The organism is Streptomyces sp. SID13031, from assembly GCF_010548305.1.
Taxonomy (GTDB): Bacteria; Actinomycetota; Actinomycetes; order Propionibacteriales; family Kribbellaceae; genus Kribbella.
In genome coordinates this window covers 197,034-221,162 of the sequence record NZ_JAAGLV010000002.1, presented here as the reverse complement: position 1 = coordinate 221,162, position 24,129 = coordinate 197,034, and the positions used below count along the sequence as shown (strand labels likewise).

Here is a 24,129-nt window from a genome sequence, read left to right as displayed (position 1 = left end):
ACCGATGATCAACCTGAACGACACCCTGCCCGAGCTGATGCGCCGGGCCACCGAGAACCTCGAGCCCGAGTCCACCGACCTGGTCGAACGCGGGATGGCCCGGGGCGCCGTCCTGCGCCGCCGCCGGACCGCTCTGATCAGCCTCAGCAGCGCCACCGCGGTCCTGGCCACGGCCGGCATCATCGCCGCCGGCACCCAGATCTTCGACGGCGCCTCGGCGAAGCAGGCACCGGCGGCCAGTACCGCCGACACGACCACTACGACCACCACGACGACCACCGCACCGCCCACCGCCACCCGGCAGGTCTCGAAGTCGGCCAGCCCGGCCACGACGCTGGCCACGCTGCGGAAGGTCGTCCCGGCGAACCTCCAGCAGTCCGCACCGAAGATCGGCACCGTCAACGGCGTCTTCAAGGCCTCGGTCGTCGTCGACGACGGCAAAGGCGCCTCGCTGGTCGAGGTCCTGATGATGAACGCCAAACCCAACCTGGTCAGCTGCGCCGGTATCCACGGCACCTGCACGGTCTCCAAGGACGGGACCATGACCAGCCACTACACGAACGAGCTGATCTTCCCGTACGAGCTGGACAAGAACCCGGCCGGCGTGCGGGTGACCGTCGTCGACATCGTCCGCGCCGACGGTACGACGATCGCCATCTACAGCTACAACGCGCGCAACGACCTGGCCGGCCCGAAGACCCGGGCGACCCCGCTCTTCTCCGCCGCTGACCTGGCCAAGCTGGCGAACGACCAGCAGTGGGTGTACCCGCCGGCTGCCGGCAACGGCCAGCCCGCGGGACCTGGTCCAGGCACCGGCAAGCCGACTGTCCCGGTGGCGCAGACCCTGCAGACGCTGAAGAGCGTGCTGACCAAGCCCCTGCAGTTCACCAGGTCCGAGACGTGGGGCGGCGGCGCCAACGGTTTCAACGGAGCGGCGTACGTCGTCGACGACGGCAAAGGGCTGTCCCGGATCGACGTGCTGGTGACGTACGAGCGGCCGGTGACCAAGTGTGGCGAGGGCCTGCCTCACTGCCGGGTGCGCGAGGACGGATCGCTGACCACCTGGTCGAAGGACGAGCCCGTGTACTCCGACGCGAGGCAGGCCGCCCAGGGGGTCCTCTCGAGCCGCGTCGAGGTCCACTACCGAGACGGCCGGATGATCGCCATGACGAGCTACAACGCACCGCAGGAGAAGGACACCAAGCACACACGGGCGAAGCCGGCCTTCAGCACCGAGGAACTGCTGAGCATGGCCACCGACGCGGACTGGGAGTTCCCCGGCACCGGGGACAAGTAGTGACCGTCCCTCGTCCGCCGCGGACGGTCAGCGGTGGACGAGGGTGTGTTCGAAGGCGTAGCGGGAGGCGCGGAACAGGTGGGAGCCGTACTCCACTGCGCGTCCGTGGTCGTCGTAGGTGATCCGTGTGGTCGCCAGCAGCGGGTAGCCCGGCTCTTCCATGAGGAGCCGGGCTTGCTCTGCTGTGGCCGGCTGGGCCGAGATGGTCTGGTGCGCCACCTTCAGGCGGACCCCCTCGGCCCGGAGCAGCTCGTACAGGCCGCGCTCGGCCAGGGTGGTCGGGTCGGTGTCGAGCATCTCCGGCGGCAGCCAGTTGCGCATCAGGGCCAGCGGCTCGCCATCAGCGCGACGGAGCCGCTCCAGGCGTAGTACGCGATCGCCCTGCTCGCACTGGAGGGCTGCGGCGACGTCTGGGGTCGCCGGGGCGATACCGAAGCGCAGTACCTCCGTCTGGGGCTTGCGATGCGCCGCGGCCAGGTCGTCGTACAGGCTGGTCAGCTCGAGGCTGCGGCGGACCTGACCCGAGTTGCCGACCACCTGGGTGCCGACGCCGCGCTTGCGGACCAGCAGGCCCTGGTCGACCAGCCGGGCGATGGCCTGGCGGACGGTAGGACGGCTCAGGCCGTACGCCTCTGCGAGGTCCACCTCGTTGCTCAGCCGGGAACCGACCGGGAGGTCACCGCCCTGGATCGCCGCTTCGAGCTGCTGCGCGAGCTGTACGTGAAGCGGGGTGCGACTGGTGCGATCAACGCTGACCTGGACGGTGCTCATGGGCACATCTTGGGGTGTCGAAGGCGCACCGTCGAGTCGGAGTGGGGATTTGATCAGATCTCTTCCAATCTGGCGGCGCCACTGAAGGCGCGGCCGAACCGCTTAAGCGCGAGCTCACTATCGCTGTGGGCAAAGGCTTCGAGACCCACCGTGCCCGCATACCCGAGCTCCCGCAGGGCCGCGTCGATGGCCGGATAGTTGATCTCACCGGTCCCCGGCTCGCAGCGGCCAGGCACGTCGGCGACCTGGATCTCGCCGATGAACGGAGCCGCTTCGCGGAGCAGGGCGATCAGATTCCCCTCGCCGATCTGGGCGTGGTACAGGTCGAGCATCAGGCGCAGGTTGGGATGGTCGACGGCCGCGACGAGCGCGAGCGTGTCGGCGGCCTTCGCGAACGGGACGCCTGGATGGTCGACCTGGGTGTTGAGGTTCTCGAGCACGAACATCACCTCGTTGGCGGCGCCGAGCTCGGCCAGCCTCGTCAGGGTCTTCGCGGCCGCCAGCCACATCTCACCGGTCACCTCGTACTGCGGGAGGACGGGCAACCCGCCTTCGCCGAGCTCGGTCCCGTGCAGGTTGAGCCGTGGGCAGCCCAGCCGCTTCGCCACCTCGATCGTCTGCTCGGCCGTCTTGAGCAGGTCGTCCTGGTCGTGCGTGAGGGAGCCACGGACGTACCCAGTCATCGACGAGAACGTCGCGCCGGTACTGATCAGCGCGTCGACATCCTTGCCACCGTGGTTCCAGATCTCGACGTCGAAGCCGCGCTCGTGAATGCGTTCGACCCGGCTGACGAAGGGCAGGTCGGTGAAGACCATCTCGGCGCAGACGGCGAGCCTCACCCGATCTCCTGCAACTGCACCGGCCGGTGCTCCTCGTGGGACTTCATCGCGGCCAGCGCGACGCGCAGGGCGTTGCGCGCGTCCTCGCCGGTGACGGGCGGCGTCGAGCCGGTACGGATCGCGTCGGCGAACTGGGACACCTCCGCGACATACGCGTCGGCGAACATCTCCTCGTCGCTCCTGAGCGTCTGCTGGCTGATGCCGTGCTCGCCGTACTGCACCAGCGGGCTGCTCGCGTGCCGGCCGGCCGTCACCATGCCCTTCGACCCGAACACCTCACCGCGTACGTCGTACCCGTAGAGGGCGGAGAAGTTCGCCTCGGCGGTCGCGATCGCGCCGTTGTCGAAGCTGAGCATCACGGCGGCCGTGTCGATCAGCCCGGTCTCCTTGTACTGCGGGGCGACCAGCGCGTCGGCACGGGTGTAGACCTCGACCGGCTGGGCGCCGGGGTTGAGCCAGAGCAACGTGTCGAAGTCGTGGATCAGGGTCTCGCGGAAGATCGTCCAGGGCTTGATCCCGGCCGCGTGCGTCATCCCTCCCGGCCAGCCGGGATCGCGGGTGACCGAGCGCAGCAGTTGCGGAGTACCGATCTCGCCCTTCACCACGGCGGCGTGGGCGGCCGCGAAGTCGCGGGCGAAGCGGCGGTTGAAGCCGACCTGGAAGACGACGCCGGCCTGTCTGGTCGCCTGGATCGCGCGGTCCATCTCAGCCAGCTCGAGGGAGGCCGGCTTCTCACAGAAGACCGCCTTGCCCGCCTCGGCGGCGCGGACGACGAGCTCGCTGTGCACCATCGCGATCGAGGTGATCGCGACGGCGTCGATCTCGGGATCCTTCAGCACGTCGTCGATGTCACCGGCCGGTCTGGCGTCGTACTTCGCCGCCAGGCTCTCGGCCGCGTCGAGGCGCGGGTCGACCACGGCGGCCAGCTCGGCGGCCGGGACCCGGCGCGCGATGTTGCCGGCGTGCATGGTGCCGATCCGGCCGGCACCGATCAACGCGATCCGGATGACTTGCAGCCCATGATCGGTACGCATGGTCGATCTCCTCATGACGCGTGTCGTGTACCCCGTTGTGACGAGCAACTACTAGTAGTAGCAACATCTACTAGAGCGCTCTAGTCACGAGCTAGCGAACACTGGTTTGATGGGTTCCGTCAAGGGTTCTGCCGCGTAATCGTTTTCGTTCCATCTGGAGGTATCGGTGCCCCGCGCCACTATGGAGGACGTCGCCCGGCTCGCCGGGGTGTCCCGTGCGCTCGTCTCGATCGTCTACCGCGACGCAGCCGGCGCGAGTGATGCGACCCGGGCGCGCGTGCTGGCCGCCGGCAGCGAGCTCGGCTACCGCCCAGACCATCGCGCCCGCCTCCTCGGTCGCACCCGAACACGATTGCTGGGCGTGACATTCGACGTACGGGCACCTTTTCACGGCGACCTGGTCGAAGCCCTGTACTCCGCTGCGGAGGCGGCCGGCTACGACCTCGCGCTGAGTGCTGTCGCGCCGTCGCGGGACGAGTCGCGCGCGGTCCAGTCATTGCTCGACTACCGGTGCGAGGCGCTGATCCTGCTGGGTCCGCAGCTGTCCCCCTCCGCGCTGTCGGCCCTGGCCGAGTCGCAGCCCGTGATCGCGGTCGGGCGCAAGGTCCGCGCGGCCGGCGTCGACGTAGTACGCACAGACGACACCACGGGCTCACGCCTGGCCGTCGAACACCTGCTGGCGTTGGGCCACTCGCACATCCTGCACATCGACGGCGCCAAATCCCCCGGCGCCGCAGAACGCCGTACCGGCTACCGCGACGCCATGCGCAAGGCCGGTCTCCATCCCCTGATCCAGCCAGGCGGCCGCACCGAATCCGACGGCGCCGATGCCGCCAAAACCTTCCTGAACGACTCCCCACCGGTCACCGCGGTCACCCTCTTCAACGACCGCCTGGCCACCGGCTTCCTGGACACCATCCGCCAGTCGTCCATAGAGGTCCCCGAAGCCCTCTCCCTCATCGGCTACGACAACACCACCATCGCCGCCCTCCCCCACATCAGCCTCACCACGATCGCCCAGAACACCCCCGCCCTAGCCACCCAAGCCATCACCACAGCCCAATCCCGCCTGACCAACACCCCAACCACCACCACAACAGTCATCCCCCCAACCCTCATCCTCCGCTCCACCACGGCCCCAGTGCGCACGAAGTAGCCGTGCCGAGCGACAGGACATGCTCGCCCGGCCGGTCGACCCGCACGCTCAGACCACCGCCTGCAAACCCTCCAGAACCGACTATGTCCTGTCGGTCGGGACACGAAGGAGCCCACCGATGACCTGGCTGAACCCCGATGACGCGCACCTGCCCGACCTGCTCAAGGTTCTCGAGGACCGGACCAACCCGGCCGACTACCCGTTCGCTGACGCGATCGAGCAGCAGGTACCGCTGTACGACGCCGAACGCCTCCGCAAGGAGGATCCGCGCGAGGTCCAGGCCGAGTTCGCCAAGGCGCTCAGCGGCGGCCCCGGCATCGTCGTCCTGAAAGGGGCCTTCGGCAAGGAGGTGGTCGATGCCACAACGGCCGAGTTCGCCGCGATGATCGACGACCAGCACCGGGCCGGCCAAGCCATCGGCGACCACTTCGCCAAGCCCGGCGCCAACGACCGGGTCTGGAACGCGCTGGAGAAGCTCGCCCTGAGGGCACCCGAGGTCTTCGCCGCCTACTACTCCAACGACCTGCTCGCGTGGGCGGCGAAGGCCTGGCTCGGACCGGCGTACCAGGTCACATCGCAGGTGAACGTTGTGAATCCGGGAGGTGAAGGTCAGACGGTGCACCGCGACTACCACCTCGGCTTCCAGTCGAACGAGGTCGCGGCTCAATACCCTGCTCATGTGCACAAGCTGTCCAGCGTGCTGACGCTGCAAGGGGCCGTCGCGCACTGTGCCATGCCGGTGGAGAGCGGGCCGACCCTCTACCTGCCGCACTCGCACAAGTACGAGCTGGGCTACCTCGCCTGGCGGCAACCCGAGTTCGGCGCGCACTTCGTCGCCAATCACGTGCAGTTACCGCTGAGCAAGGGCGACGCGGTGTTCTTCAACCCCGCACTGTTCCACGCGGCCGGCAGCAACCACTCGGCGGACATCCTCCGGATGGCGAACCTGCTGCAGCTCTCGTCCGCGTTCGGCCGCGCGATGGAAAGCGTCGACCGGGTCCGGATGGCGGTCACCCTCTATCCCGTACTGCGCTCTCTGCGGCACGATGACCCCTTCGATCTGGACAACGTCATCGCCGCGAGCGCCGAGGGATACGCTTTCCCGACCAACCTTGACCGGGACCGGCCGATCGGCGGCCTCGCCCCACAGACCCAGGCCGACCTGGTCCGCCAGGCCCTCGCCGAGGACTGGCCCGACATCCGGCTGCAGCAGGCCCTCGACGAGCACACCGTACGCCGCAGTACGGCTGACATCTGAGCAAGGGAGAACGCATGGAACCGCTTCGCATCGGAATCCTCGGCGCCGCCCGGATCGCGGGCAAGGCGATCGCCGAACCGGCCCGGCTGACCGGCACCCGACTGGTCGCGGTCGCGGCCCGGGATACCGACCGTGCGGAGGCGTTCGCCGCCGAGCACGGCGTGGAGCGGGTCCTGGACAGCTATCAAGCAGTCATCGACGACCCCGAGGTCGAGGCGATCTACAACCCGCTCGCCAACGGGTTGCACGGTCCGTGGAACCTCCGGGCGATTGCCGCGGGCAAGCATGTGCTGACCGAGAAGCCGTCCGCGAGCAACGCGGCCGAGGCAGCGCAGGTACGAGACTCTGCGCGCCAGCAGGGCGTAGTACTGATGGAGGGCTTCCACTACGTCTTCCACCCGGTGACGCGGCGGCTGCACGAGCTGTTGGCCAAGGGCGAGCTCGGTGAGCTGCAGCACGTCGAGGCGACGATGGTGATGCCGCCACCTGCCGACGACGACCCGCGCTGGTCGCTGTCGCTCGCTGGTGGAGCAGTAATGGATGTCGGCTGCTACGCACTCCACGCGCAGCGCATGCTGGCTCCGTGGGGTGGCGGTGTGCCCAAGCTGGCGAGTGCCCGGGCAGGTGAGCGCAAGCGTCTTCCTGGTGTAGACGAGTGGCTCAACGCCGACCTGGTGTTCCCCAACGGCGCTACCGGCGCAGTGCGGACCAGCATGGCGGGTGAGGACGTCGACTTCAGCCTGCGGATCATCGGCACCCGTGGCGAGGCCTTCGCGCCCAGCTTCGTGCTGCCCCATCTGGACGACCGCGTGACGGTGAAGACCAAGGAAGACACCTGGGTCGAGCGGCTGGGCACCAAGTCCTCCTACACGTACCAGCTGGAGGCCTTCACCGCGCACCTCCGTAACGGCACTCCGCTCATCACAGACGCCGACGACGCGCACGCCACGATGGAGCTCATCGACGCGTGCTACCGCGAAGCCGGCCTCCAGCCTCGACCTACTACGACTCTCTAGAGGGCAGTCACTCGACCAGCTACAACCAGGCCGCCGCAACAAGAACGGCTCGATGAGGACCAGCCCGACCCCGTCATCCGCGAGCGGCGCAAGCAGGCGCTCGTAGCTTGCCGCGAACTCCTCCACGGGGGTCACGGAACCGTCCAGTACTACGTCCGCGCCACCGGCTCTCCCTCGAACCGGCCATGTTGCAACTCCGTCCGGGCTCGATCTCAGCTCACTCTGAGTAGTCGACCACCGGTTAGGTTGAGTCCCTGAGTGGTGACTCGACTGGGGTAGTCACCACTCAGGAGTGCCCGATCACTCGCGCGTCGGGCTCAGTCACGCGTCGGGCTCAATCGTGAGTAGGGAAGCCGAGGTTGAGGCCGCCGTGCGACGGGTCCAGCCAGCGGGAGGTGATGACCTTGCCGCGGGTGAAGAAGTGCACGCCCTCGGTGCCGTGCGCGTGCGTGTCGCCGAACAGCGAGTTCTTCCAGCCGCCGAACGAGTAGTACGCCATCGGGACCGGGATCGGCACGTTGACGCCGACCATGCCGACCTCCACCTCGGTCTGGTACCGCCGGGCGGCGCCGCCGTCGTTGGTGAAGATCGCCGTGCCGTTGCCGTACGGGTTGGAGTTGACCAGCTCCAGCGCCGCGTCGTACGACGTGACGCGCAGGACCGAGAGCACCGGGCCGAAGATCTCGTCGGTGTAGATCGACATGTCCGGGGTGACCTTGTCGAACAGCGTCGGGCCGAGCCAGAAGCCGTCGTCACCGCCGTCGAAGGGACCTTCGCGGCCGTCGACGGCCAGCTCCGCGCCGGCCTCGACCCCTGCCTCGACGTACCCGATCACCTTGTCGCGGTGCGGTCCGGTGACGAGCGGGCCCATGTCGGAGCCACGCGTACCGTCGCCGGTCTTCAGCGTCACCATCCGCTCGCGGATCTTGGCGATCAGGTCGTCCGCTACGGGCTCGACCGCGACCAGTGCGGAGATCGCCATGCAGCGCTCCCCCGCGGAGCCGAAGCCGGCGTTGACCGCGGCGTCGGCGGCGAGATCGAGGTCGGCGTCCGGCAGCACGACCATGTGGTTCTTGGCGCCACCGAGGGCCTGCACGCGCTTGCCGTTCTTGGTGCCGGTCTCGTAGACATAGCGCGCGATCGGCGTCGAGCCGACGAACGAGACGGCCTTGACGTCCGGGTGCTCCAGCAGCCGGTCGACGGCCTCCTTGTCACCGTGCACGACGTTCATCACGCCCTCGGGCAGCCCTGCTTCCTTCCAGAGCGCGGCCACCGCGTTCACCGCGGACGGGTCCTTCTCGGACGGCTTGATCACCACGCTGTTGCCACAGGCGATCGCGATCGGCACGAACCACAGCGGCACCATCGCCGGGAAGTTGAACGGCGAGATGACCGCGACCACGCCGAGCGACTGGCGGATCGAGTAGACGTCGACATTGGTGGAGACGTTCTCGCTGAAGCCGCCCTTGAGCAGGTGCGGGATGCCACACGCGAACTCGACCACCTCGAGCCCGCGGGTGACCTCGCCGAGCGCGTCCGAGAGCACCTTGCCGTGCTCGGCGGTGATCAGCGCGGCGATCTCCTCCTTGCGCTCGTTCAGCAGCTCACGGAAGGCGAACAGCACCTGCGCGCGCTTGGTGAGCGAGATCTTGCCCCACGCCTTCGACGCGTCGTGGGCGACCTTCACCACCTCGTCGACGGTCGCCGCCGAGGCCAGGTCGAGCTCGCCGGTCTGCTCGCCGGTGGCCGGGTTGTAGACCTTGCTGGTGCGTTCGGAGACTCCCGTCCACGGGGTTCCGCCGATCAGGTGGGTGATTCGCTCAATGCTCACAGCTGCATCCCTTGCTTGTTCAGTCTTGCGTCATCAATGAGGCAGGTGACCTTGTCCCGCATGAACGTGCTCGATTCCCGGGCACGTTCCTCCCAGGCGAAGACGCAGGCGGTGACGGTGCCGTCGAAACCGGCCGTGGCCAGGCTCGCGAACAGCTCGTCGAAGTCGACCTCGCCCTGGCCGATGTCCAGGTGCTGGTGCACCCGGACGGTCGAACCGGGCGGGTTGACGATGTAGCGCAACCCGGACGACCCGGTGTGGTCGAACGAGTCCGCGACGTGCACGTTGGTCAGCAGGCTCCCGGCGTACGCGATGATGCCGGGGGCATCGTTGCCCATGTGGAAGGTGTGCGGCGCGCAGTACAGGAAGCTGACCAGCGGGCTGTTGATGCCGCGGATCAGGTCGATGGCCGCTTTGCCGTCCTCCTCGAAGTCGTCCGGGTGCGGCTCGAGCACCAGCCGGACGCCTTCGCTCTCGAACACCGGCAGCAACTCCTCCAGCGAGCGCCAGAACTGCGCCTCGCTCCGGGCTGCCTGCTCCGGCCGGCCGTTGAACTCGGTGTTCATCACATCGACGCCGAGATCGGCGGTGATCCGGATCGCGCGCTTCCAGTACCGGACCGCCGCCTGCCGCTCGTCCTCGTCGGGGCCGGACCACTTGTAGAGCGGCAGCACCGACGAGACTCCGACCCCTGCTGCTCGCAGCTCCCGCTTGAAGGCGGCAACCCCGGCATCGTCGACCCGGGCACGGTTGAAGAACGGCAGGAAGTCGTCCCGCGGGGACAGCTCCAGCCACTCGTAGCCCAGTGACGCCACCAGCGCGGGCAGCTCCAGCAGCGGAGTACTGCGGAACATGTAGGGATCGAGGCTCAGCTTCACCCGAGGACCTCGCTACGGCTGACCATCTCGACCTCCACCGGGCGGCCTTCCTGCAGGGACTGCACGCCGGCCGTGCAGACCGCGGCGGCGGCATACCCGTCCCAGGCCGTCGGGCCGTCGATCTCGCCCTTCGCCGCGGCGTTCACCCAGCGCTGGACCTCGATGTCGTACGCGAGCCCGAAGCGGACCCGGAAGTCGTCCGGCACCGCACCACCCCAGTGTCCGGCCTGCTTGGTCAGTACGTCGACCCCGAGCCCGATCGTCGCGCTGCCCTTCTCGGCGACGGCCTCGCAACGCACCTCGTAGCCGACCTGGAAGTTCACGAAGACCTCTACGTCGGCGAGCGCGCCACTCGCCATCTCGAACACGGCGAACTGCGGGTCGAGCACTCCCTCGGCGACCAGGCTGGTCGGCTTGGGGGCGTGCACGGTGATCTTGACGATCTCGTCGCCGAACAGCCAGCGCGCCACGTCGACCTCGTGCACCAGGGAATCGCGCACGATCATCTCGCTGCGGAACGTCGCCGGGACCGTCTTGTTCCGGTGCACGTTGTGCAGTAGCAGCGTCCGGCCGAGCTCGCCGGAGTCCAGCAACTGCTTCAACCGCGCGTACTCCGGGTCGAAGCGGCGCATGAACCCGACCTGGATCAACGGCCGGCCGACCTTGTGCTCCGCCTCGACCACGCGCAACGACGACTCGGCGTCCATCGTCAGCGGCTTCTCGCAGAGCACCGGCTTGACGTGCTCCAGGCAGGCCATCAACTGCTCTGCGTGCGCGAAGCCCGGCGAGGCGATGATGACGGCATCCACCTCGGCATCGCCGATCAGCGCCAGCGGGTCCCCGATCACCCGGACGCCGTCCAACGCCGCGGCGAGCGTCGCCGCGCGCGCCGTGTCCGGGTCGGACACAGCGACCAGCCGGGCGCCCGAGATTCGCCGGGCAACCCGCTCGGCATGATCGGCGCCCATCGCTCCGACACCGATGATGCCGATCCTGAGGTCCTGGGTCATGTGCTCTCCAGTGGGGATTGGATCTTGACCGGCCCGTCGGCCGGGCGTACCACCACGGTCTCCGCGTTGATCCCGCGGAGCTCGTGGCTGAGTGCCTCCAGCTCGGAGCCACCCGCCATCTCGTTGGTCAGCTGCTCCAGGGTGATGTCGGCGCGATGCGTATCGAGCGCGACCCGGCCCAGCTTGAGAACGACGAAGTGGTTCCCGACCAGGTAGGCGTGGTGCGGGTTGTGGGTGATGAAGACGACGCCGAGCCCGGCGTCACGGGCCTTCACGATGTACTTCAGCACCACCCCGGACTGCTTGACGCCGAGTGCGGCCGTCGGCTCGTCCAGGATCAGCACCTTGGCGCCGAAGTAGATCGCCCGGGCGATCGCGATGCACTGGCGCTGACCGCCGGACAGCATCCCGACCGGCTGCTCCAGGTTGGGGATCGAGATCCCCATCTTGGTCAGCTCCTCCCGCGCGATCCGCTTCATCTGGTGGATGTCGAGCCGGCCGAACGTCTTGGTGACCTCGTTGCCGAGGAAGAAGTTCCGCCAGACCGACATCAGCGGCGCGAGCGCCAGGTCCTGGTAGACAGTGGCGATCCCACTGTCCAGCGACTCCCGCGGCGAACTGAACTTCCGGGCCTCGCCGTTCACCGACAAGATGCCGTCGGTGTGCTCGTGCAGGCCGGCGATGATCTTGATCAGCGTCGACTTGCCCGCGCCGTTGTCACCGAGCACGCAGGTGATCTCGCCCTGCCTGACCGCCAGGGAGACACCCCGCAGCGCGTGCACGTTGCCGTAGCTCTTACCGACGTCCTCCAGATGGACGACCGGCGTGGTCGGGCTGGTGCTCGCCTCTTCCGCAAACTTCTCGGTGGTACTCATCTCAGATCCGCCCTCTTCTTGACGACGAGGTTGACGATGGTGGCCAGCAGCAACATCACGCCCAGGAACGCCTTGAACCAGTCCGCGTTCCAGCCCGCATAGACGACACCGAGCTGGGTCATCCCGAAGATCAGCGCGCCGACCGCGGACCCGATCACCGAGCCGTAGCCGCCGGTCAGCAGACACCCGCCGACCACCGCGGCGATGATGTAGATGAACTCCTTGCCGACACCCTCGCCGGACTGCACGACGGCCTGGTTGAAGAGCAGATGCATCCCGGAGAACCAGGCGAAGAATCCGACCGTGACGAACAGCCCGATCTTCACCCGCTTGACCGGTACACCGACCGCGCGAGCGGCCGCCGCGTCGCCACCGACGGCGAAGATCCAGTTGCCGATCTTCGTCTTCAGCAGCACCCAGGTCGAGATCGCGACGAACACGATCCACCAGACGATCAGGATCTTCACGGTCAGCCCGCCGATCTTGAACTCGGAGGCGAACACGGCGTGCGCCGAGCTGAAGCCGTCCATGTCGCTGATCGAGTTCGACGAGACCGTGCCGGACAGCACCCGGGTGACCCCGAGGTTCAGGCCTTGCAGGATGAAGAAGGTGCCGAGCGTGACCAGGAAGCTCGGCAACCCGGTTCTCATCAACAGCCAGCCGTTGAACGCACCGACCGCCACCGCGACGACCAGCGACACCAGGACGCCGATCCACACGTTGGTACTGAGCTGGTAGGAGAACAGTCCACCCGTCAGGCCTGCCGTGGTGACCGCGACGCCGGCCGACAGGTCGAACTCGCCGCCGATCATCAGCAGCGCCACCGGCACCGCCATCATGCCGATCAGCGCCGCCTGGTACAGGATCGTGCCGGTGGTCGCGACGTGCCGGAACGGCGGCGCGACGATCAGGAAGAACACCAGGATGACCACGGCGCCGACCAGCGATCCCACCTCGGGCCGGCTGAGCAGCCGCGCGCCCAGCGAACGTGTCGAGACGCGGTCGTCAAGAGTCGACGGCGCCGTCAGCGTGGATGCCATGATCTACCTCAGCGCGTCCCGCCGGCGGCGAACTTCTCCACCGCGGCGACATTGCCCTTGTCGATGAACGCGGGACCGGTCAGCGTGGCCTGGCCACCGCCGATGGTGTTGCCGTTCGTCTTGTAGAGCCACAGGCTGTCGACCGCGAGGTAGCCCTGCAGGTACGGCTGCTGGTCCACGGCCCACTGCACGTCACCGGACTTGATCGCGCCGATCAGGTCCTTGTTGGTGTCGAAGGTGCCGACCTTGGCGCTCGAGCCCGCGTCCTTGACCGACTTCACCGCGGCCAGCGCGTACGGCGCTCCCAGCGTGACGACGTAGTCGATGCTCTTGTCCTGCTGGAGCTTCGAGGTCATCGTGGTCTGGCTGCCCGGCATGTCGGTACCGGTGATGTAGAGCTTCTCGGTGTTCGGGAACTTCTCCTTCACCCCCTGGCAGCGCGCCTCCAGGCCGACGTGGCCCTGCTCCTGGATCACGCAGACGGCCTTCTTCGCGCCGAGCTCGGTCAGCTTCGTTCCCGCTGCCTGACCGGCGATCCGCTCGTCCTGACCGAAGTAGCCGAGCGCACCGGCCTGCTTCCAGGAGTCGATGCCACCGTTCAGCGCGACCACCGGGATGCCACCGTCGGCCGCCTTCTTCACGTTCGCCTGCATCGCGTCGGGCTTGGCCAGCGTGACGGCGATGCCGTCGACCTTCTGGTCGATCGCGGTCTGCACCAGGTTGGCCTGGTCCGCACCCTCGGGCGCACCGGAGTACTGCAACTCGACGTTGTCCTTCGCCGCGGCCGCCTCAGCACCCTTGCGGACCAGGTCCCAGAACGTGTCGCCGGGGGCGGCATGGGTGATGAAGGCAACCTTCATCCGCGGCGTGTTCGCCACGTTGCCGGCCGCTCCGCTCGCCTTCTCCTCCTCCTGCTTGCCGCCGGAGGAACTACAGGCACCCAGCGCCGCTACCAGCACGAGCGCCGCCCCCGTGGCCACCGCCTTCTTCTGCCACCGAACCATGAAAACCAACCAGCCTTTCAGACGTTCCGCGGTAACGCCGCGGCGTGTGAGTGTGACCAGAGAGCATTACTCTGCTGGTCGTCAAGCGGATACACCACCCCCGTGGGTCCGCAGATATGCCAGCGTGCGTTCCGCGATCGGCAGCGGCACGTCAGGCGGGCACGGATACAGGTCCTGCTCCACGATCGCGAACAGATCGGCGTCGAGGCCGGCCAGCGCGTCGAGCACCGGCGGCAGGTCGGGCACGCCGAGCGGCGGCTCGCACATCACGCCGCGCCGGACGGCTTCGTCGAACCCGACGCCGTCGGCCTCGACCTGCGCGAGCACCGCCGGGTCGACCTGCTTCAGGTGCACGTAACCGATCCGCTCCGGGTACTTCCGGATCAGCTCGAGATTGTCACCACCGCAGTAGCTGATGTGGCCGGTGTCCAGGCAGAGGTTGACGTACTCCCCGTCGGTCTCGGCGAGGAACCGCTCCACGGTCTCCTGGCTGTCCACGTGCCCGTCCGCATGCGGATGGAACTGCGTCTTCAACCCGTACTCCGCGGCGATCCGCCGGCCGAGCTCGGTCACCTGCTTGCCGTGCCGGGCCTGCCCCTCGTGATCCAGTCGCGGCTCGACGACCTCGCCGTCCGAGCCACGCCACATCGACGGGATGACGACCAGGTGCTTGGCGCCCATCGCCGCTGCCAGCTCGGCGGCGGCCGAGACGTCGCGCCAGGTCGAGTCCCAGGAGTCCTCCCGGTGGAGGTGCTCGAAGATCGTGCCGGCCGTCACCTCGAGACCGCGCTTGTCCAGCTCTTCCTTCAGCTGCGCGGGATCGGTCGGCAGGTAGCCGTACGGTCCGAGCTCGATCCGCGTGTAGCCCGCTCCGGCGACCTCGTCGAGGAACCGCTCCCACGGCGTCTGCTGCTCGTCGTTCGCGAACCAGACGCCCCACGAGTCCGGCGCGCTGCCTACTTTGACGCTACCCACGGTTGCCTCCTTCGACGGGCGCCAGATACGGCCGCTGCGTCTGCTTGGATTCCTCGTACTTCACCGACGCCGCGCGGGTCGAGTCCAGGTCGGACACCTGGCTGACCGGTACGTCCCACCACGACTCGCTGTCCGGCGCGCCGATCAGCGGGTCAGTCTTGACGTGGATCGCGATCGGGCCGTCGGCGGCCTTCGCCGTACCGATCGCCTTCTCCAGCTCGGCGCGGCTGTTCACGTCCAGCACCTCGACGCCGAGGCTGCGCACGTTGGCCGCCAGGTCGACCGGGAGGTAGTCCCCATCGAGTCGCCCGTCGCCACTACGCCGCCGGTACGACGTACCGAATCGTTGTGAGCCAAGGGATTCCGACAACGCGCCGATCGACGCGAAGCCGTGGTTCTGGACCAGGACGACGATGATCTTGACGTTCTCCTGGACGGCCGTGACGAGCTCGCTCGACATCATCAGATACGACCCGTCGCCGACCATGACGAAGACGTCGCGCTCGGGTGCGCCGAGCCGGACGCCCAGGCCGCCGGCGATCTCGTATCCCATGCAGGAGTAGCCATATTCGACGTGGTATCCCTTCGGGTCGCGGGTCCGCCAGAGTTTGTGCAGGTCGCCCGGCATCGAACCGGCCGCACACACCACCACATCAGACGGCGCCGACAATTCGTTGACGGCACCGAGGACCTCGCCCTGGGTGAGCAGACCTTCCGCGAGTTTCGAGGTCACGTCCGTGGGCGGGTTGTAGGTGTTATCCACAATCGCGTCCCACCGAGTTGCGAGCTCGGCCGTCAATGATCTGTAATCATCCTGTACGGACCAGTCACCGAGTGCAGATGCCAAGGAAACAAGGGCTTCCCGGGCATCGGCGACGACAGGGAGACCAGCATGCTTGCCACCGTCGAACCGCGCCACGTTGATGTTCACGAACCGCACGTCCGGGTTCTGGAAGGCCGTCCGCGACGCCGTCGTGAAGTCGGCGAAGCGGGTGCCGACACCGATCACCAGGTCGGCCTCGCGGGCCAGCGCGTTCGCGGCCGTCGTGCCCGTGGACCCGATCGCGCCGACCGACTGCGGGTGGTCGTAGCGCAGAGATCCCTTGCCCGCCTGACTTTCCGCCACCGGTATGCCGGTCTGCTCGGCGAACTCTCGCAACGCATCCTGCGCGCGGGAGTAGGCCGCACCGCCTCCAGCCACGATCAGGGGCTTTCGCGAAGACCGGATGAGCTCGACCGCCTTGGCGACAATAGATGCTTCCGGCAACGGGCGGGCGATGTACCAGGTGCGCTCGGCGAACAGGTCCTCGGGCCAGTCGAAGGCTTCGGCCTGCACGTCTTGCGGCAGAGCGATCGTGACCGCGCCGGTCTCTACCGGGTCGGTCAGCACGCGCATCGCGTTCAGCAGGGCCGAGGGCAGTTGCTCGGGGCGCCAGATCCGGTCGAAGTACTTGGAGACCGGGCGGAAGGCGTCGTTGACCGAGACGTCACCCGCGGTCGTGCTCTCCAGTTCCTGCAGCACCGGCGTCGCCGCCCGGGTGCTGAACACGTCCGAAGGAAGGAGGAGTACGGGTAGGCGGTTGACTGTCGCCAGCGCCGCGCCGGTGATCATGTTGGTCGAGCCGGGTCCGACGCTCGCCGTGCAGGCGTAGGTCTGCAGGCGATCGCGGGTCCGGGCGAAGGCGGAGGCGCTGTGCACCATCGCCTGCTCGTTGCGGGCGAGGATGTAGGGCAACGCCTCAGGATCCTCGAGCTCGGCCTGCAACAGTGCCTGCCCAACGCCAGCCACATTGCCATGCCCAAAGATCCCGAAACACCCAGCAAAGAGCTTCTGCCGCTCCCCATCACGCTCCGAGTACTGAACACCCAGGAACCGCACCAACGCCTGCGCGACCGTCAGACGCACCGTCATAACTCTCCTCCAAAACCAGTAGCCACCACTGCGAACCCCCACCCACTATTACCCAGCCAGCGCCCGCACTGCGGCACGGTAGAACTCCACAAACCAGCCCCTCGCGGAGCCGACCAGATGCCCACCTCTGCCGCCGCAGGTCGTGGGGGCTTGGTTGGCGCGATCACTCGCTTTTTCCGAAGGGGAGGCGGGGGTCGATCTTCTCGGTCTTCCACAGTTCGCGGACCCAGCCGTGCTGTGGGTCGTCGCTGATCAGCCACTCGCGTTCGGCGCCGGGGCCGGCCATCACGTTCAGGTAGTACATGTCATAGCCAGGAGGCGCCATCGCAGGACCATGCCAACCGTGTGGCACCAGCACCAGATCCCCGCTGCGCACTTCAGCCAGTACGTCGATGGGGCGGTCACCGGTGCCGTAGACCCGCTGGTAACCGATCGGGTCGTTGCCCTTGACAACCTCAGGGGCGGCGTCGGAGAGCTGGAGTTCGAAGTAGTAGATCTCCTCGAGCTCACTCTCCTTGCCAGGCTTGTGCTCGTCGTGCTTGTGCGGCGGGTACGACGACCAGTTCCCGGCCGGGGTGAGTACCTCGCAGGCGATGATCGAGTCGGCCTCGAGTACCCCGGGCGTGCCGAAGTTCCGGACCTGCCGGGAAGCGACACCAGCTCCCCGCAACTCGGTCTCGATCTGCTCGACCCCGATCCGCCGGAACGGATAGTCCGAAGCCGCCCGAGCATGCGGGAAGGCGATCCGAGCCCCGCCCGCGCTGACGACAACCATGGTGGAGTTGCGTGGGACGTAGGCGAGATCAGTCGCGCCGGCGAACACGTCAGCACGTCCGCCCAACGGGACTGTCTCACCGTCCACAATCACCTCGGCGGATCCGGACAACGGCAACACGAGCCACTCCGAGTCACCGGTCTCGATCTCCACCGACTGCCCGGGCCGCAGAGTCGCGACGCACAGGCCGGTGTGTTCCCAGTCCTTCTCCCCCGGACTGACTGCCACATCGAAGCCGTCGCGCGCGGTGGAGCCCGCAGGACGGAACCACTCGGTCATGCGATACCTCCGTCGGCACGGACAGCTGCGCTGATCCCGGCGACACCATGCGCCGGCACGCGGACCTGTGCGAGGACCTGCACGGTGACCTGTGCAGGGACCTGTGCCGTCATGCGGCGCCTCCGTGTACTAGGGATGAGGCTTGGTCTACGGCGGCGGCGACGTTGCCGTCGGGTGGGAAGAGCAGGGCTCGGCCTACTACCAGGCCTCGGACCGAGGGGAGGCTCAAAGCCTTGCCCCAGGAGGCATAGGTCTCTTCCGGGGCAACTGTTGGGTCGCCGCCCAGGAGGAGCGTTGGGAGGGTGGTTGCATCCATGACCCGGGCCAGGTCGTCCACCACCGGCAGCTTCAGCCAGGTGTAGGCGCTGGTGGCGCCTAGGCCGGCGGCGATGTGGATCGACTTGATGACCGAGTCGGGGTCGAGCAGGTTCGTCACCCGGCCGTCGCGGCGGACCGACCAGAAGGGTTCGACCATCGCCATCAGTTTGCGTTCGGCGAGTTCGGTCACCGCCCGGGCGCTGCTCTCCAGCGTCGCCACCGTGCCGGGGTCGTCCAGGCAGATCCTGGTCAGCATCTTGCCGCCGTCCAGCCGGCGCCCGGCGATGTCATCCGCCGTACCGTAAGCCGTGAACCGGTCGTCCAGCTCGAACGACGCGCCCTGCAGCCCGCCACGGTTCATCGAGCCGATCACGACCTTGCCTTCGAGCGCCCCGAGCAACAGCAGGTCTTCGAGGATATCGGGCGTCGCGAGCACACCGTCCACGCCCGGCCGCCGCAGCGCAGTACAGAGCCGGTCGATCAGCGCCGGCCGGCTCGCCATCGCCATCAGGTCATCCCGGACACCGAGCGCACCCCGCGCCGGGTGATCGGCGGCAACGATCAGCAGCCGCCCATCCTCGCCGACGAGTTCCCGCCGACGCCGCTGCTGCCACGCCTCGGCGATCCGCTCGGGATACCGCACCCTGATCTCGGTCGGATTCACATCGCTCCCCAGTTCGCCACCCGCCCCACCTCGAAGCGGACCCCCACCACGCCCACCTTCGCTGGACCCACCACCAACCTCGCCTTGACGAGGCTCGCCACCGACTTCACCCTCGCGCGCTCCACCACCAGGCCCGCCTTCACGAACCCCACCACCGCCGAGCCCTGGTTTACGGAGTTCCCCGCCCTTGGTCTCGCGGCCCCCACCAGATCGAGGCTTGCTCGCGTACAGCCCGGCATCGCCGAGCTCGTCGCCGTCGGCACCCATGCCGTCTCTCCCAGTACCGGTCTCGCCAGCTCGGGGCCTGCCCACGGACGGGTCGGCGCCGCCGAACTCAACGACGCCACGGGATCCGCCGGCGGTGCCGAGCTCATCTACGCCATGGGATCCGCCGCCGCCCGCCTCGCGAGGATCGGCAGCTCCAGACGCGCTCGCAGGCAGTTCAGTCACGCTGGGCTCACCTTCGCCATGGGATCCGCCGCCCGCCTCGCGAGGACCGCCAGCTCCAGACGCGCCCGCAGGCAGTTCAGTCACGCTGGGCTCAGCTGCGGTGTGGGGGCCGTTGCCGCTTGCCTCGCGGGAGGTGCCGGTTGCGGGCAGGTTGGCGCCGGTGTGGTTGTTGCTGTTGGCGCTCATTTGATTCGTCCCAGTGGGGAGCGGTTCGGGGCGTTTCCTGTGGGGCTCATGCGGACCGCTCCAGTAGTGCTAGGACCTCGGCCTCGGTGGGCATGGCAGTGGAGCATTCGAGGCGGGAGGCGACGATTGCGCCGGCGATGTTGGCGAAGCGGATGACCCTTTCCAGCGGCCAGCCTGCGAGGAGTCCGTGGCATAGGGCGCCGCCGAAGCCGTCGCCGGCACCTAGGCCGTTGACGACCTCCACCGGGAACGGCGGCACCTCGACGCGCTCGTCGCGGGTCCGTGCCAGCGTGCCCTTGGGACCCTGCTTGACGACGGCGAGGTCGAGACCTCGGTCGAGCAGCGCCTGCGCCGCCTTGTCCGGGTCGGTCTCGCCGACGGCGACCTCGCACTCCTCGCGGTTGCCCACGGCAACCGTGCAGTGCTGGAGCGCGCGGCTGACCTGCTCGTGCGCCTCACTCGGGTCCGCCCAGAACATCGGCCGGTAGTCGAGGTCGAGCACCGTGAACGGACGCCGTTCGCGCGCTTCCCACGCGGTGAAGTGCGCCGTCCGGCTCGGCTCGGCCGACAACCCCGTCACCGTCGACCAGTAGATCGAGGCGTCGCGAATCGCCGTCAGGTCGAGCTCCGACGGGTTGATCACCAGATCCGGCGCCTTCGGGAACCGGTAGAAGTACAGCGGGAAGTTGTCCGGCGGGAAGATCTCGCAGAAGGTGATCGGTGTCGGCAGCCCCTCGACCGGCGTGACGAAGCGGTCGTCGACGCCGAGCTCCAGCAGCGTCCGGTGGATGAAGGTGCCGAACGGGTCGTTGCCGGTCCGGCTGATCACCGCCGACTTCCGCCCGTGCCTGGCCGCCGCGACGGCGACGTTGGTCGCGCTGCCACCGAGGAACTTGCCGAAGCTCTCGACGTCCTCCAGATGCACCCCGGTCTGCAACGGGTACAGGTCGACCCCGATCCGCCCGATGGTGAGTACGTCGTCGGCCATCAGACCGCCTCGGCGATCCGCCGCAGATGCTCGATACTCGCCCGCACATCGGCCAGTGGGCCGTCATCCGCAGGCCGCCCGACCAGGATCGTGTCCTGCTCGAGCACGTACCAGCCGTCATACCCGGACTTCTCCAACGCGGACACGATCGTCTCCAAGTCAATGTCGCCGCCACCGAGCGGCCGGTACATCCCAGCCCGTACGGCGTCCGTGTAGCTGACCTCGCCGGCCTGCACCTTGGCTGCCCAGGAAGCGTCGACATCCTTCAAGTGCGTGTGCAGGATCCGCGAAGTGTGCTTCAAAGCAAGGGCAACCGGGTCGACCCCACCGATCAGCAGGTGCCCGGTGTCAAGCGTCAGTCCGATCGTCGATCCTTCGAGCACCCGGTCGACATCTGAAGCGTTCTCGACCATCGTGCCGACGTGCGGGTGCAGCGTCGCCGTGATCCCCTGCTTGGCGGCCAGCCCGGCCAGCGAGTCGAGGTTGGCCAGCAACGTGTCCCAGCCGGCCGAGTCGAGCACCGGCCGGTCGTCGTACCCCTCCTGCCCGGTCGCCGCAGCAAGTACCAGCGTGCTGGCCCCAGCTGCGACAAAGCCCTCCAGCGCGTGGGCCACCTCCGGAGCGGGGTCGTGCGACGGATCATGCAGTACTACCGGTACGAACCCGCCGACCGCCCGCAACCCCAGATCCGCCAGCGCCTTCGCCTTGTCGGCCGGGTCGTCGGGCAGGAACCCGTCCGGCCCGAACTCGGTCGCGGCGATGCCCACGTCGCGCATCTGCGCCAGCACCGTCTCCGGGTCGTACTGCCAACCCCAGCCCGGGACCTCGCAGACACCCCAGGAAATGGGCGCTCCGGCGATCCTGGTGGCAACGTCGCTCATCGGCCGATCTCCTCCAGAAGTACAACGCGGTTCTCGCGTCGGGACAGTTCGCAGGCATCGGCGATCCGGAAGGCCTGCAGGGCATCGCGGACCGTGCAGGGCACCGTGCGAGTGCCGGCGACCACCTCGGTGAAGGCGGTCAGTTCGGCGATGTAGGCCGGCCTGAACCGATCCATGAACGTGCCGTGCGACTGGCCGGCGGGGAAGGTGACGCCGGGCTCGGCCGAGCGCAGCGCGGTGTGCTCGTCGAGGCCGATTGCGATCGACCCGAGCGAGCCGAGCACCTCCATCCGTACGTCGTGGCCGGCCGCGTTGTAGCGGGTGCCGCTGACCGTGACGAAGGTGTTGTCGTCGAGGGTCAGTAGCGCGGCGGCAGCGTCGATGTCGCCGTACTCGCCGAAGAAGGCCTCGCCCCGGTTGGCGCCGGTGGCGAAGACGCTGACCACCTCGCGGCCGGTGACGAACCGGATGATGTCGAAGTCGTGCACCGTGCAGTCGCGGAAGAAGCCGCCGCTGGTCGGGATGTACTCGCGCGGCGGCGGGAACGCGTCGTTGGTGTTGGCGCGGATGTGGTGGATGAAGCCGAGCTCACCGCCGGCGACCTGCTCCTGCGCCGAGCGGTAGCCGGCGTCGAAGCGGCGCTGGAAGCCGATATGCACGGGCACGTCCGAGGCCTCGGCCAGCGCCACGATCCGCTGGGTCTCGCCGAGATCGATCGCGACCGGCTTCTCGCAGAAGGTCGGGATCCCGGCCGCGACGGCCTTCGAGATCAGGTCGGCGTGCGCCGAGGTGGCCGCGGCGATCACAAACCCGTCGATCCCACTGGTCAGCAGTTGGTCCACGGAACCCGCGAACTCCAGCTCGAGATCCTTGGCGACGACCTCCGCCCGGCTCGCGTCGACGTCCGTGACGACGACCTGCTCCACCGCCGCCAGGCCCTTCAGCGTCGCGGCGTGGAACGCCCCGATCCGCCCGGCTCCGACCAACCCGATTCGCATCCTTGGTTCCCTCTCGTCAAGGCTCGTGACTGTTCGCCGGACCAGCCCACTCGCGGCACTGGTTCGCCCCGTCAGCTTTGCCGCCCACGCCAGAGGTGTCAATACTTTGTAAGCACATTTTCACGTCGGGACATACAAACCTCCTTCCTGTAACATCCGGACATGGCCGCCCTCCCGATCCAGATCGATCGGACGAGCCCGGTGCCGCTCTATCACCAGCTCGCCGAGCAGCTGACCGCCGCCGTCAGCAACGGCACCCTGCGCCCCGGCGACGCCTTCGAGAACGAGCTGGCGATGTCCGACCGGCTCAGCCTGTCCCGGCCGACCGTCCGCCGCGCGATCTCCGAGCTGGTCAACAAAGGCCTGCTCGTCCGCCGCCGCGGCATCGGTACCACCGTCGCGAACCAGATGGTCCACCGCCGAGCCGAGCTGACCAGCCTGTACGACGACCTGATCCGCGAAGGCCGCACCCCACGCACCGAAGTGCTCTCCCTGAACTGTTCAACGCAGGACGACCGCGCCGCCGAGGCGCTCGGCCTCAAACCCGGCGCCCTGCTGGTCGCGATCGTCAGGCTCCGGTACGCCGGTGACCAGCCGCTCGCGATCCTCCGCAACTGGTTGCCCCCGGCAATGGACGACCTGACCACCGAACTCCTGGAGACCGACGGTCTGTACGCCGTCCTGCGCGCCCGCGGCATCCGCCCGACGGTCGCCCGGCAACGCATCGGCGCCCGCAACGCGACCGCCGAGGAACGCCGCATCCTGCACATGTCCAAGGCCGAGCCGCTGGTCACGATGACCCGCAGCGCCTACGACGCCGACGGCTCCCCGGTCGAATTCGGCGACCACTGCTACCGCGCCGACCAATACTCCGTAGACGTCATCGTCTCCGAACGCTGACCGTCAGCACCAGAGCCTTACGTCCGAAGAACTGGGCAAGACGTCCCTCGAGTTCTTCGGACGTAAGGGTTGGCGTCAGCGTGAGCGGAGGATCGCGTCCTCGAAGGTCTCGGCGTTCAGGGGGATGACGGCGAGGGCGACTCGGAGGGCCGGGTCGAGGCGGTTCCAGAGGAGGTCGGGGAGGGTCTCCCACTCGGCGTCGACGGAGACGACGACCGGGTAGCCATCGGTGACCACCTCGTCGGCGGTTCCGGAGTACGTGGTGACGACGCCGGCGGTGGCTTCTTCGGAGCGGCGCAGGAAGAGCGACGGGTGCTGGACCTGGTCCGCGGAGTACGAGCGGGCGGACCCGACGACGAGGTCCAACAGTTCAGGGCCTTCGATGACCGCGCCGGCGAAGATTCGTGGGGTGCGGATGGGTGGGTCGGGTTCGTAGTCGATGTTCCGCAACGCCACCTGCAGGTCCACGCAGTCGGCGTGGGTGCCGGCCAGCTCGCTGATATGGGTGCCGTTGCCGACGATCACCCAGTCCTCGGTGCGGATCGCGGCTGTGTAGTGCCGCAGCTCATCCGAGTCTCCGCCACCGATGTCCTGGACGACGATCTCGTACTCGGCCACGACGAGCTGGCGTCGCTGCGACTCGGGACTCCGCCCGGTCAGCCAGTAAGCGGCGAACGGCTCGCCATCGCCGTCCCGCCCGATCGCCACCCCACGCCCCGGATACTCACTACCGCCAACTAGATCCACAAGGGTCGCCACGGGCGAAGCCTAACGTCCGGCTCCGTCCCGACCGA

The 24,129-nt window shown here is 68.0% G+C and carries 23 protein-coding genes; 5 read left to right on the top strand and 18 right to left on the bottom strand.

Going from position 1 to position 24,129, the window contains the following annotated elements; genetic code table 11:
- The first annotated feature begins 4 nt into the window (after positions 1-4).
- On the top strand, positions 5-1,297 hold the full coding sequence (locus tag G3I17_RS05100) for a hypothetical protein (protein ID WP_164594576.1): 1,293 nt from the start codon (positions 5-7) through the stop codon (positions 1,295-1,297).
- A 27-nt stretch (positions 1,298-1,324) separates the two neighbouring features.
- Here the strand turns inward: G3I17_RS05100 and G3I17_RS05095 are convergent, their stop codons facing one another.
- The 3 genes from G3I17_RS05095 to G3I17_RS05085 are packed head-to-tail and all read right to left on the bottom strand — an operon-like array spanning position 1,325 to position 3,941.
- Positions 1,325-2,068 carry a GntR family transcriptional regulator gene (locus G3I17_RS05095; RefSeq protein ID WP_164594574.1) on the bottom strand — a complete coding sequence of 248 codons (744 nt, stop codon included), beginning with the start codon at positions 2,066-2,068 and terminating at the stop codon, positions 1,325-1,327.
- 53 nt (positions 2,069-2,121) lie between these two features.
- Positions 2,122-2,907, bottom strand: a complete 786-nt coding sequence (locus G3I17_RS05090; protein WP_343238209.1) for a TIM barrel protein — start codon at positions 2,905-2,907, stop codon at positions 2,122-2,124.
- Positions 2,904-3,941 (bottom strand): Gfo/Idh/MocA family oxidoreductase, encoded by a 1,038-nt coding sequence (locus G3I17_RS05085; protein ID WP_164594572.1) that lies wholly within the window; start codon positions 3,939-3,941, stop codon positions 2,904-2,906. The genes G3I17_RS05090 and G3I17_RS05085 overlap by 4 nt, the downstream gene beginning before the upstream one ends.
- 166 nt (positions 3,942-4,107) lie before the next feature.
- Between G3I17_RS05085 and G3I17_RS05080 the strand changes: the two genes are divergently transcribed.
- From G3I17_RS05080 to G3I17_RS05070, 3 genes are all read left to right on the top strand, one after another.
- Positions 4,108-5,097, top strand: coding sequence for a LacI family DNA-binding transcriptional regulator (locus tag G3I17_RS05080; protein ID WP_343238208.1), 990 nt, complete (start codon positions 4,108-4,110; stop codon positions 5,095-5,097).
- 118 nt (positions 5,098-5,215) lie between these two features.
- Positions 5,216-6,355: a phytanoyl-CoA dioxygenase family protein gene (locus G3I17_RS05075; RefSeq protein ID WP_164594570.1), complete on the top strand. Its 1,140-nt coding sequence runs from the start codon at positions 5,216-5,218 to the stop codon at positions 6,353-6,355.
- A gap of 14 nt (positions 6,356-6,369) precedes the next feature.
- Positions 6,370-7,371, top strand: coding sequence for a Gfo/Idh/MocA family oxidoreductase (locus G3I17_RS05070; protein WP_164594567.1), 1,002 nt, complete (start codon positions 6,370-6,372; stop codon positions 7,369-7,371).
- Positions 7,372-7,705: 334 nt separating this feature from the next.
- Here the strand turns inward: G3I17_RS05070 and G3I17_RS05065 are convergent, their stop codons facing one another.
- From G3I17_RS05065 to G3I17_RS05000, 14 genes are all read right to left on the bottom strand, one after another.
- A complete protein-coding gene (locus G3I17_RS05065; protein ID WP_164594565.1) occupies positions 7,706-9,202 on the bottom strand; it encodes a CoA-acylating methylmalonate-semialdehyde dehydrogenase in 1,497 nt (498 codons plus the stop codon).
- Positions 9,199-10,080: a sugar phosphate isomerase/epimerase gene (locus G3I17_RS05060; RefSeq protein ID WP_164594562.1), complete on the bottom strand. Its 882-nt coding sequence runs from the start codon at positions 10,078-10,080 to the stop codon at positions 9,199-9,201. Before G3I17_RS05060 ends, G3I17_RS05065 begins: the two co-directional genes overlap by 4 nt.
- The gene (locus G3I17_RS05055; RefSeq protein WP_164594560.1) at positions 10,077-11,090 is read right to left on the bottom strand and encodes a Gfo/Idh/MocA family oxidoreductase; all 1,014 of its coding nucleotides are present in this window, start codon (positions 11,088-11,090) and stop codon (positions 10,077-10,079) included. Before G3I17_RS05055 ends, G3I17_RS05060 begins: the two co-directional genes overlap by 4 nt.
- On the bottom strand, positions 11,087-11,965 hold the full coding sequence (locus tag G3I17_RS05050) for an ATP-binding cassette domain-containing protein (RefSeq protein ID WP_164594558.1): 879 nt from the start codon (positions 11,963-11,965) through the stop codon (positions 11,087-11,089). The genes G3I17_RS05055 and G3I17_RS05050 overlap by 4 nt, the downstream gene beginning before the upstream one ends.
- Positions 11,962-13,005 (bottom strand): ABC transporter permease, encoded by a 1,044-nt coding sequence (locus tag G3I17_RS05045; RefSeq protein ID WP_164594556.1) that lies wholly within the window; start codon positions 13,003-13,005, stop codon positions 11,962-11,964. The genes G3I17_RS05050 and G3I17_RS05045 overlap by 4 nt, the downstream gene beginning before the upstream one ends.
- A gap of 8 nt (positions 13,006-13,013) precedes the next feature.
- Positions 13,014-14,009 carry a sugar ABC transporter substrate-binding protein gene (locus tag G3I17_RS05040; RefSeq protein WP_164594554.1) on the bottom strand — a complete coding sequence of 332 codons (996 nt, stop codon included), beginning with the start codon at positions 14,007-14,009 and terminating at the stop codon, positions 13,014-13,016.
- 81 nt (positions 14,010-14,090) lie between these two features.
- Positions 14,091-15,011, bottom strand: a complete 921-nt coding sequence (locus tag G3I17_RS05035; RefSeq protein WP_343238227.1) for a TIM barrel protein — start codon at positions 15,009-15,011, stop codon at positions 14,091-14,093.
- Positions 14,977-16,896 (bottom strand): 3D-(3,5/4)-trihydroxycyclohexane-1,2-dione acylhydrolase (decyclizing), encoded by a 1,920-nt coding sequence (gene iolD, locus G3I17_RS05030; protein WP_164594550.1) that lies wholly within the window; start codon positions 16,894-16,896, stop codon positions 14,977-14,979. The genes G3I17_RS05035 and iolD overlap by 35 nt, the downstream gene beginning before the upstream one ends.
- A gap of 163 nt (positions 16,897-17,059) precedes the next feature.
- On the bottom strand, positions 17,060-17,950 hold the full coding sequence (iolB, locus tag G3I17_RS05025; protein ID WP_164594548.1) for a 5-deoxy-glucuronate isomerase: 891 nt from the start codon (positions 17,948-17,950) through the stop codon (positions 17,060-17,062).
- A gap of 109 nt (positions 17,951-18,059) precedes the next feature.
- Positions 18,060-18,932: a deoxyribose-phosphate aldolase gene (locus G3I17_RS05020; protein WP_164594546.1), complete on the bottom strand. Its 873-nt coding sequence runs from the start codon at positions 18,930-18,932 to the stop codon at positions 18,060-18,062.
- A complete protein-coding gene (locus tag G3I17_RS05015) occupies positions 18,929-19,306 on the bottom strand; it encodes a hypothetical protein (protein ID WP_164594544.1) in 378 nt (125 codons plus the stop codon). The genes G3I17_RS05020 and G3I17_RS05015 overlap by 4 nt, the downstream gene beginning before the upstream one ends.
- A 308-nt stretch (positions 19,307-19,614) precedes the next feature.
- Positions 19,615-20,556, bottom strand: coding sequence for a 5-dehydro-2-deoxygluconokinase (gene iolC / locus G3I17_RS05010; protein ID WP_164594542.1), 942 nt, complete (start codon positions 20,554-20,556; stop codon positions 19,615-19,617).
- On the bottom strand, positions 20,556-21,437 hold the full coding sequence (locus tag G3I17_RS05005) for a sugar phosphate isomerase/epimerase (protein ID WP_164594540.1): 882 nt from the start codon (positions 21,435-21,437) through the stop codon (positions 20,556-20,558). The genes iolC and G3I17_RS05005 overlap by 1 nt, the downstream gene beginning before the upstream one ends.
- Entirely contained in the window at positions 21,434-22,435 is a 1,002-nt protein-coding gene (locus tag G3I17_RS05000) for a Gfo/Idh/MocA family oxidoreductase (protein WP_164594538.1), read from the bottom strand. The genes G3I17_RS05005 and G3I17_RS05000 overlap by 4 nt, the downstream gene beginning before the upstream one ends.
- A gap of 162 nt (positions 22,436-22,597) precedes the next feature.
- Here G3I17_RS05000 and G3I17_RS04995 point away from each other — a divergent pair, with 162 nt between their 5' ends.
- Positions 22,598-23,335, top strand: a complete 738-nt coding sequence (locus G3I17_RS04995; RefSeq protein WP_164594536.1) for a GntR family transcriptional regulator — start codon at positions 22,598-22,600, stop codon at positions 23,333-23,335.
- 75 nt (positions 23,336-23,410) lie between these two features.
- Here G3I17_RS04995 and G3I17_RS04990 read toward each other — a convergent pair whose 3' ends face one another.
- Positions 23,411-24,094, bottom strand: coding sequence for an IMP cyclohydrolase (locus G3I17_RS04990; protein WP_164594534.1), 684 nt, complete (start codon positions 24,092-24,094; stop codon positions 23,411-23,413).
- Positions 24,095-24,129 lie beyond the last annotated feature (35 nt).

Excerpts from the sequence above, each read along its gene's own strand:
- G3I17_RS05100 (WP_164594576.1), top strand. The coding sequence starts at position 5 with ATGATCAACCTGAACGACACCCTGCCCGAGCTGATGCGCCGGGCCACC.
- G3I17_RS05095 (WP_164594574.1), bottom strand. The coding sequence starts at position 2,068 with ATGAGCACCGTCCAGGTCAGCGTTGATCGCACCAGTCGCACCCCGCTT.
- G3I17_RS05085 (WP_164594572.1), bottom strand. The coding sequence starts at position 3,941 with ATGCGTACCGATCATGGGCTGCAAGTCATCCGGATCGCGTTGATCGGT.
- G3I17_RS05075 (WP_164594570.1), top strand. The coding sequence starts at position 5,216 with ATGACCTGGCTGAACCCCGATGACGCGCACCTGCCCGACCTGCTCAAG.
- G3I17_RS05070 (WP_164594567.1), top strand. The coding sequence starts at position 6,370 with ATGGAACCGCTTCGCATCGGAATCCTCGGCGCCGCCCGGATCGCGGGC.
- G3I17_RS05055 (WP_164594560.1), bottom strand. The coding sequence starts at position 11,090 with ATGACCCAGGACCTCAGGATCGGCATCATCGGTGTCGGAGCGATGGGC.
- G3I17_RS05050 (WP_164594558.1), bottom strand. The coding sequence starts at position 11,965 with ATGAGTACCACCGAGAAGTTTGCGGAAGAGGCGAGCACCAGCCCGACC.
- G3I17_RS05045 (WP_164594556.1), bottom strand. The coding sequence starts at position 13,005 with ATGGCATCCACGCTGACGGCGCCGTCGACTCTTGACGACCGCGTCTCG.
- G3I17_RS05040 (WP_164594554.1), bottom strand. The coding sequence starts at position 14,009 with ATGGTTCGGTGGCAGAAGAAGGCGGTGGCCACGGGGGCGGCGCTCGTG.
- iolD (WP_164594550.1), bottom strand. The coding sequence starts at position 16,896 with ATGACGGTGCGTCTGACGGTCGCGCAGGCGTTGGTGCGGTTCCTGGGT.
- iolB (WP_164594548.1), bottom strand. The coding sequence starts at position 17,950 with ATGACCGAGTGGTTCCGTCCTGCGGGCTCCACCGCGCGCGACGGCTTC.
- G3I17_RS05015 (WP_164594544.1), bottom strand. The coding sequence starts at position 19,306 with ATGAGCTCGGCACCGCCGGCGGATCCCGTGGCGTCGTTGAGTTCGGCG.
- iolC (WP_164594542.1), bottom strand. The coding sequence starts at position 20,556 with ATGGCCGACGACGTACTCACCATCGGGCGGATCGGGGTCGACCTGTAC.
- G3I17_RS05005 (WP_164594540.1), bottom strand. The coding sequence starts at position 21,437 with ATGAGCGACGTTGCCACCAGGATCGCCGGAGCGCCCATTTCCTGGGGT.
- G3I17_RS05000 (WP_164594538.1), bottom strand. The coding sequence starts at position 22,435 with ATGCGAATCGGGTTGGTCGGAGCCGGGCGGATCGGGGCGTTCCACGCC.
- G3I17_RS04995 (WP_164594536.1), top strand. The coding sequence starts at position 22,598 with ATGGCCGCCCTCCCGATCCAGATCGATCGGACGAGCCCGGTGCCGCTC.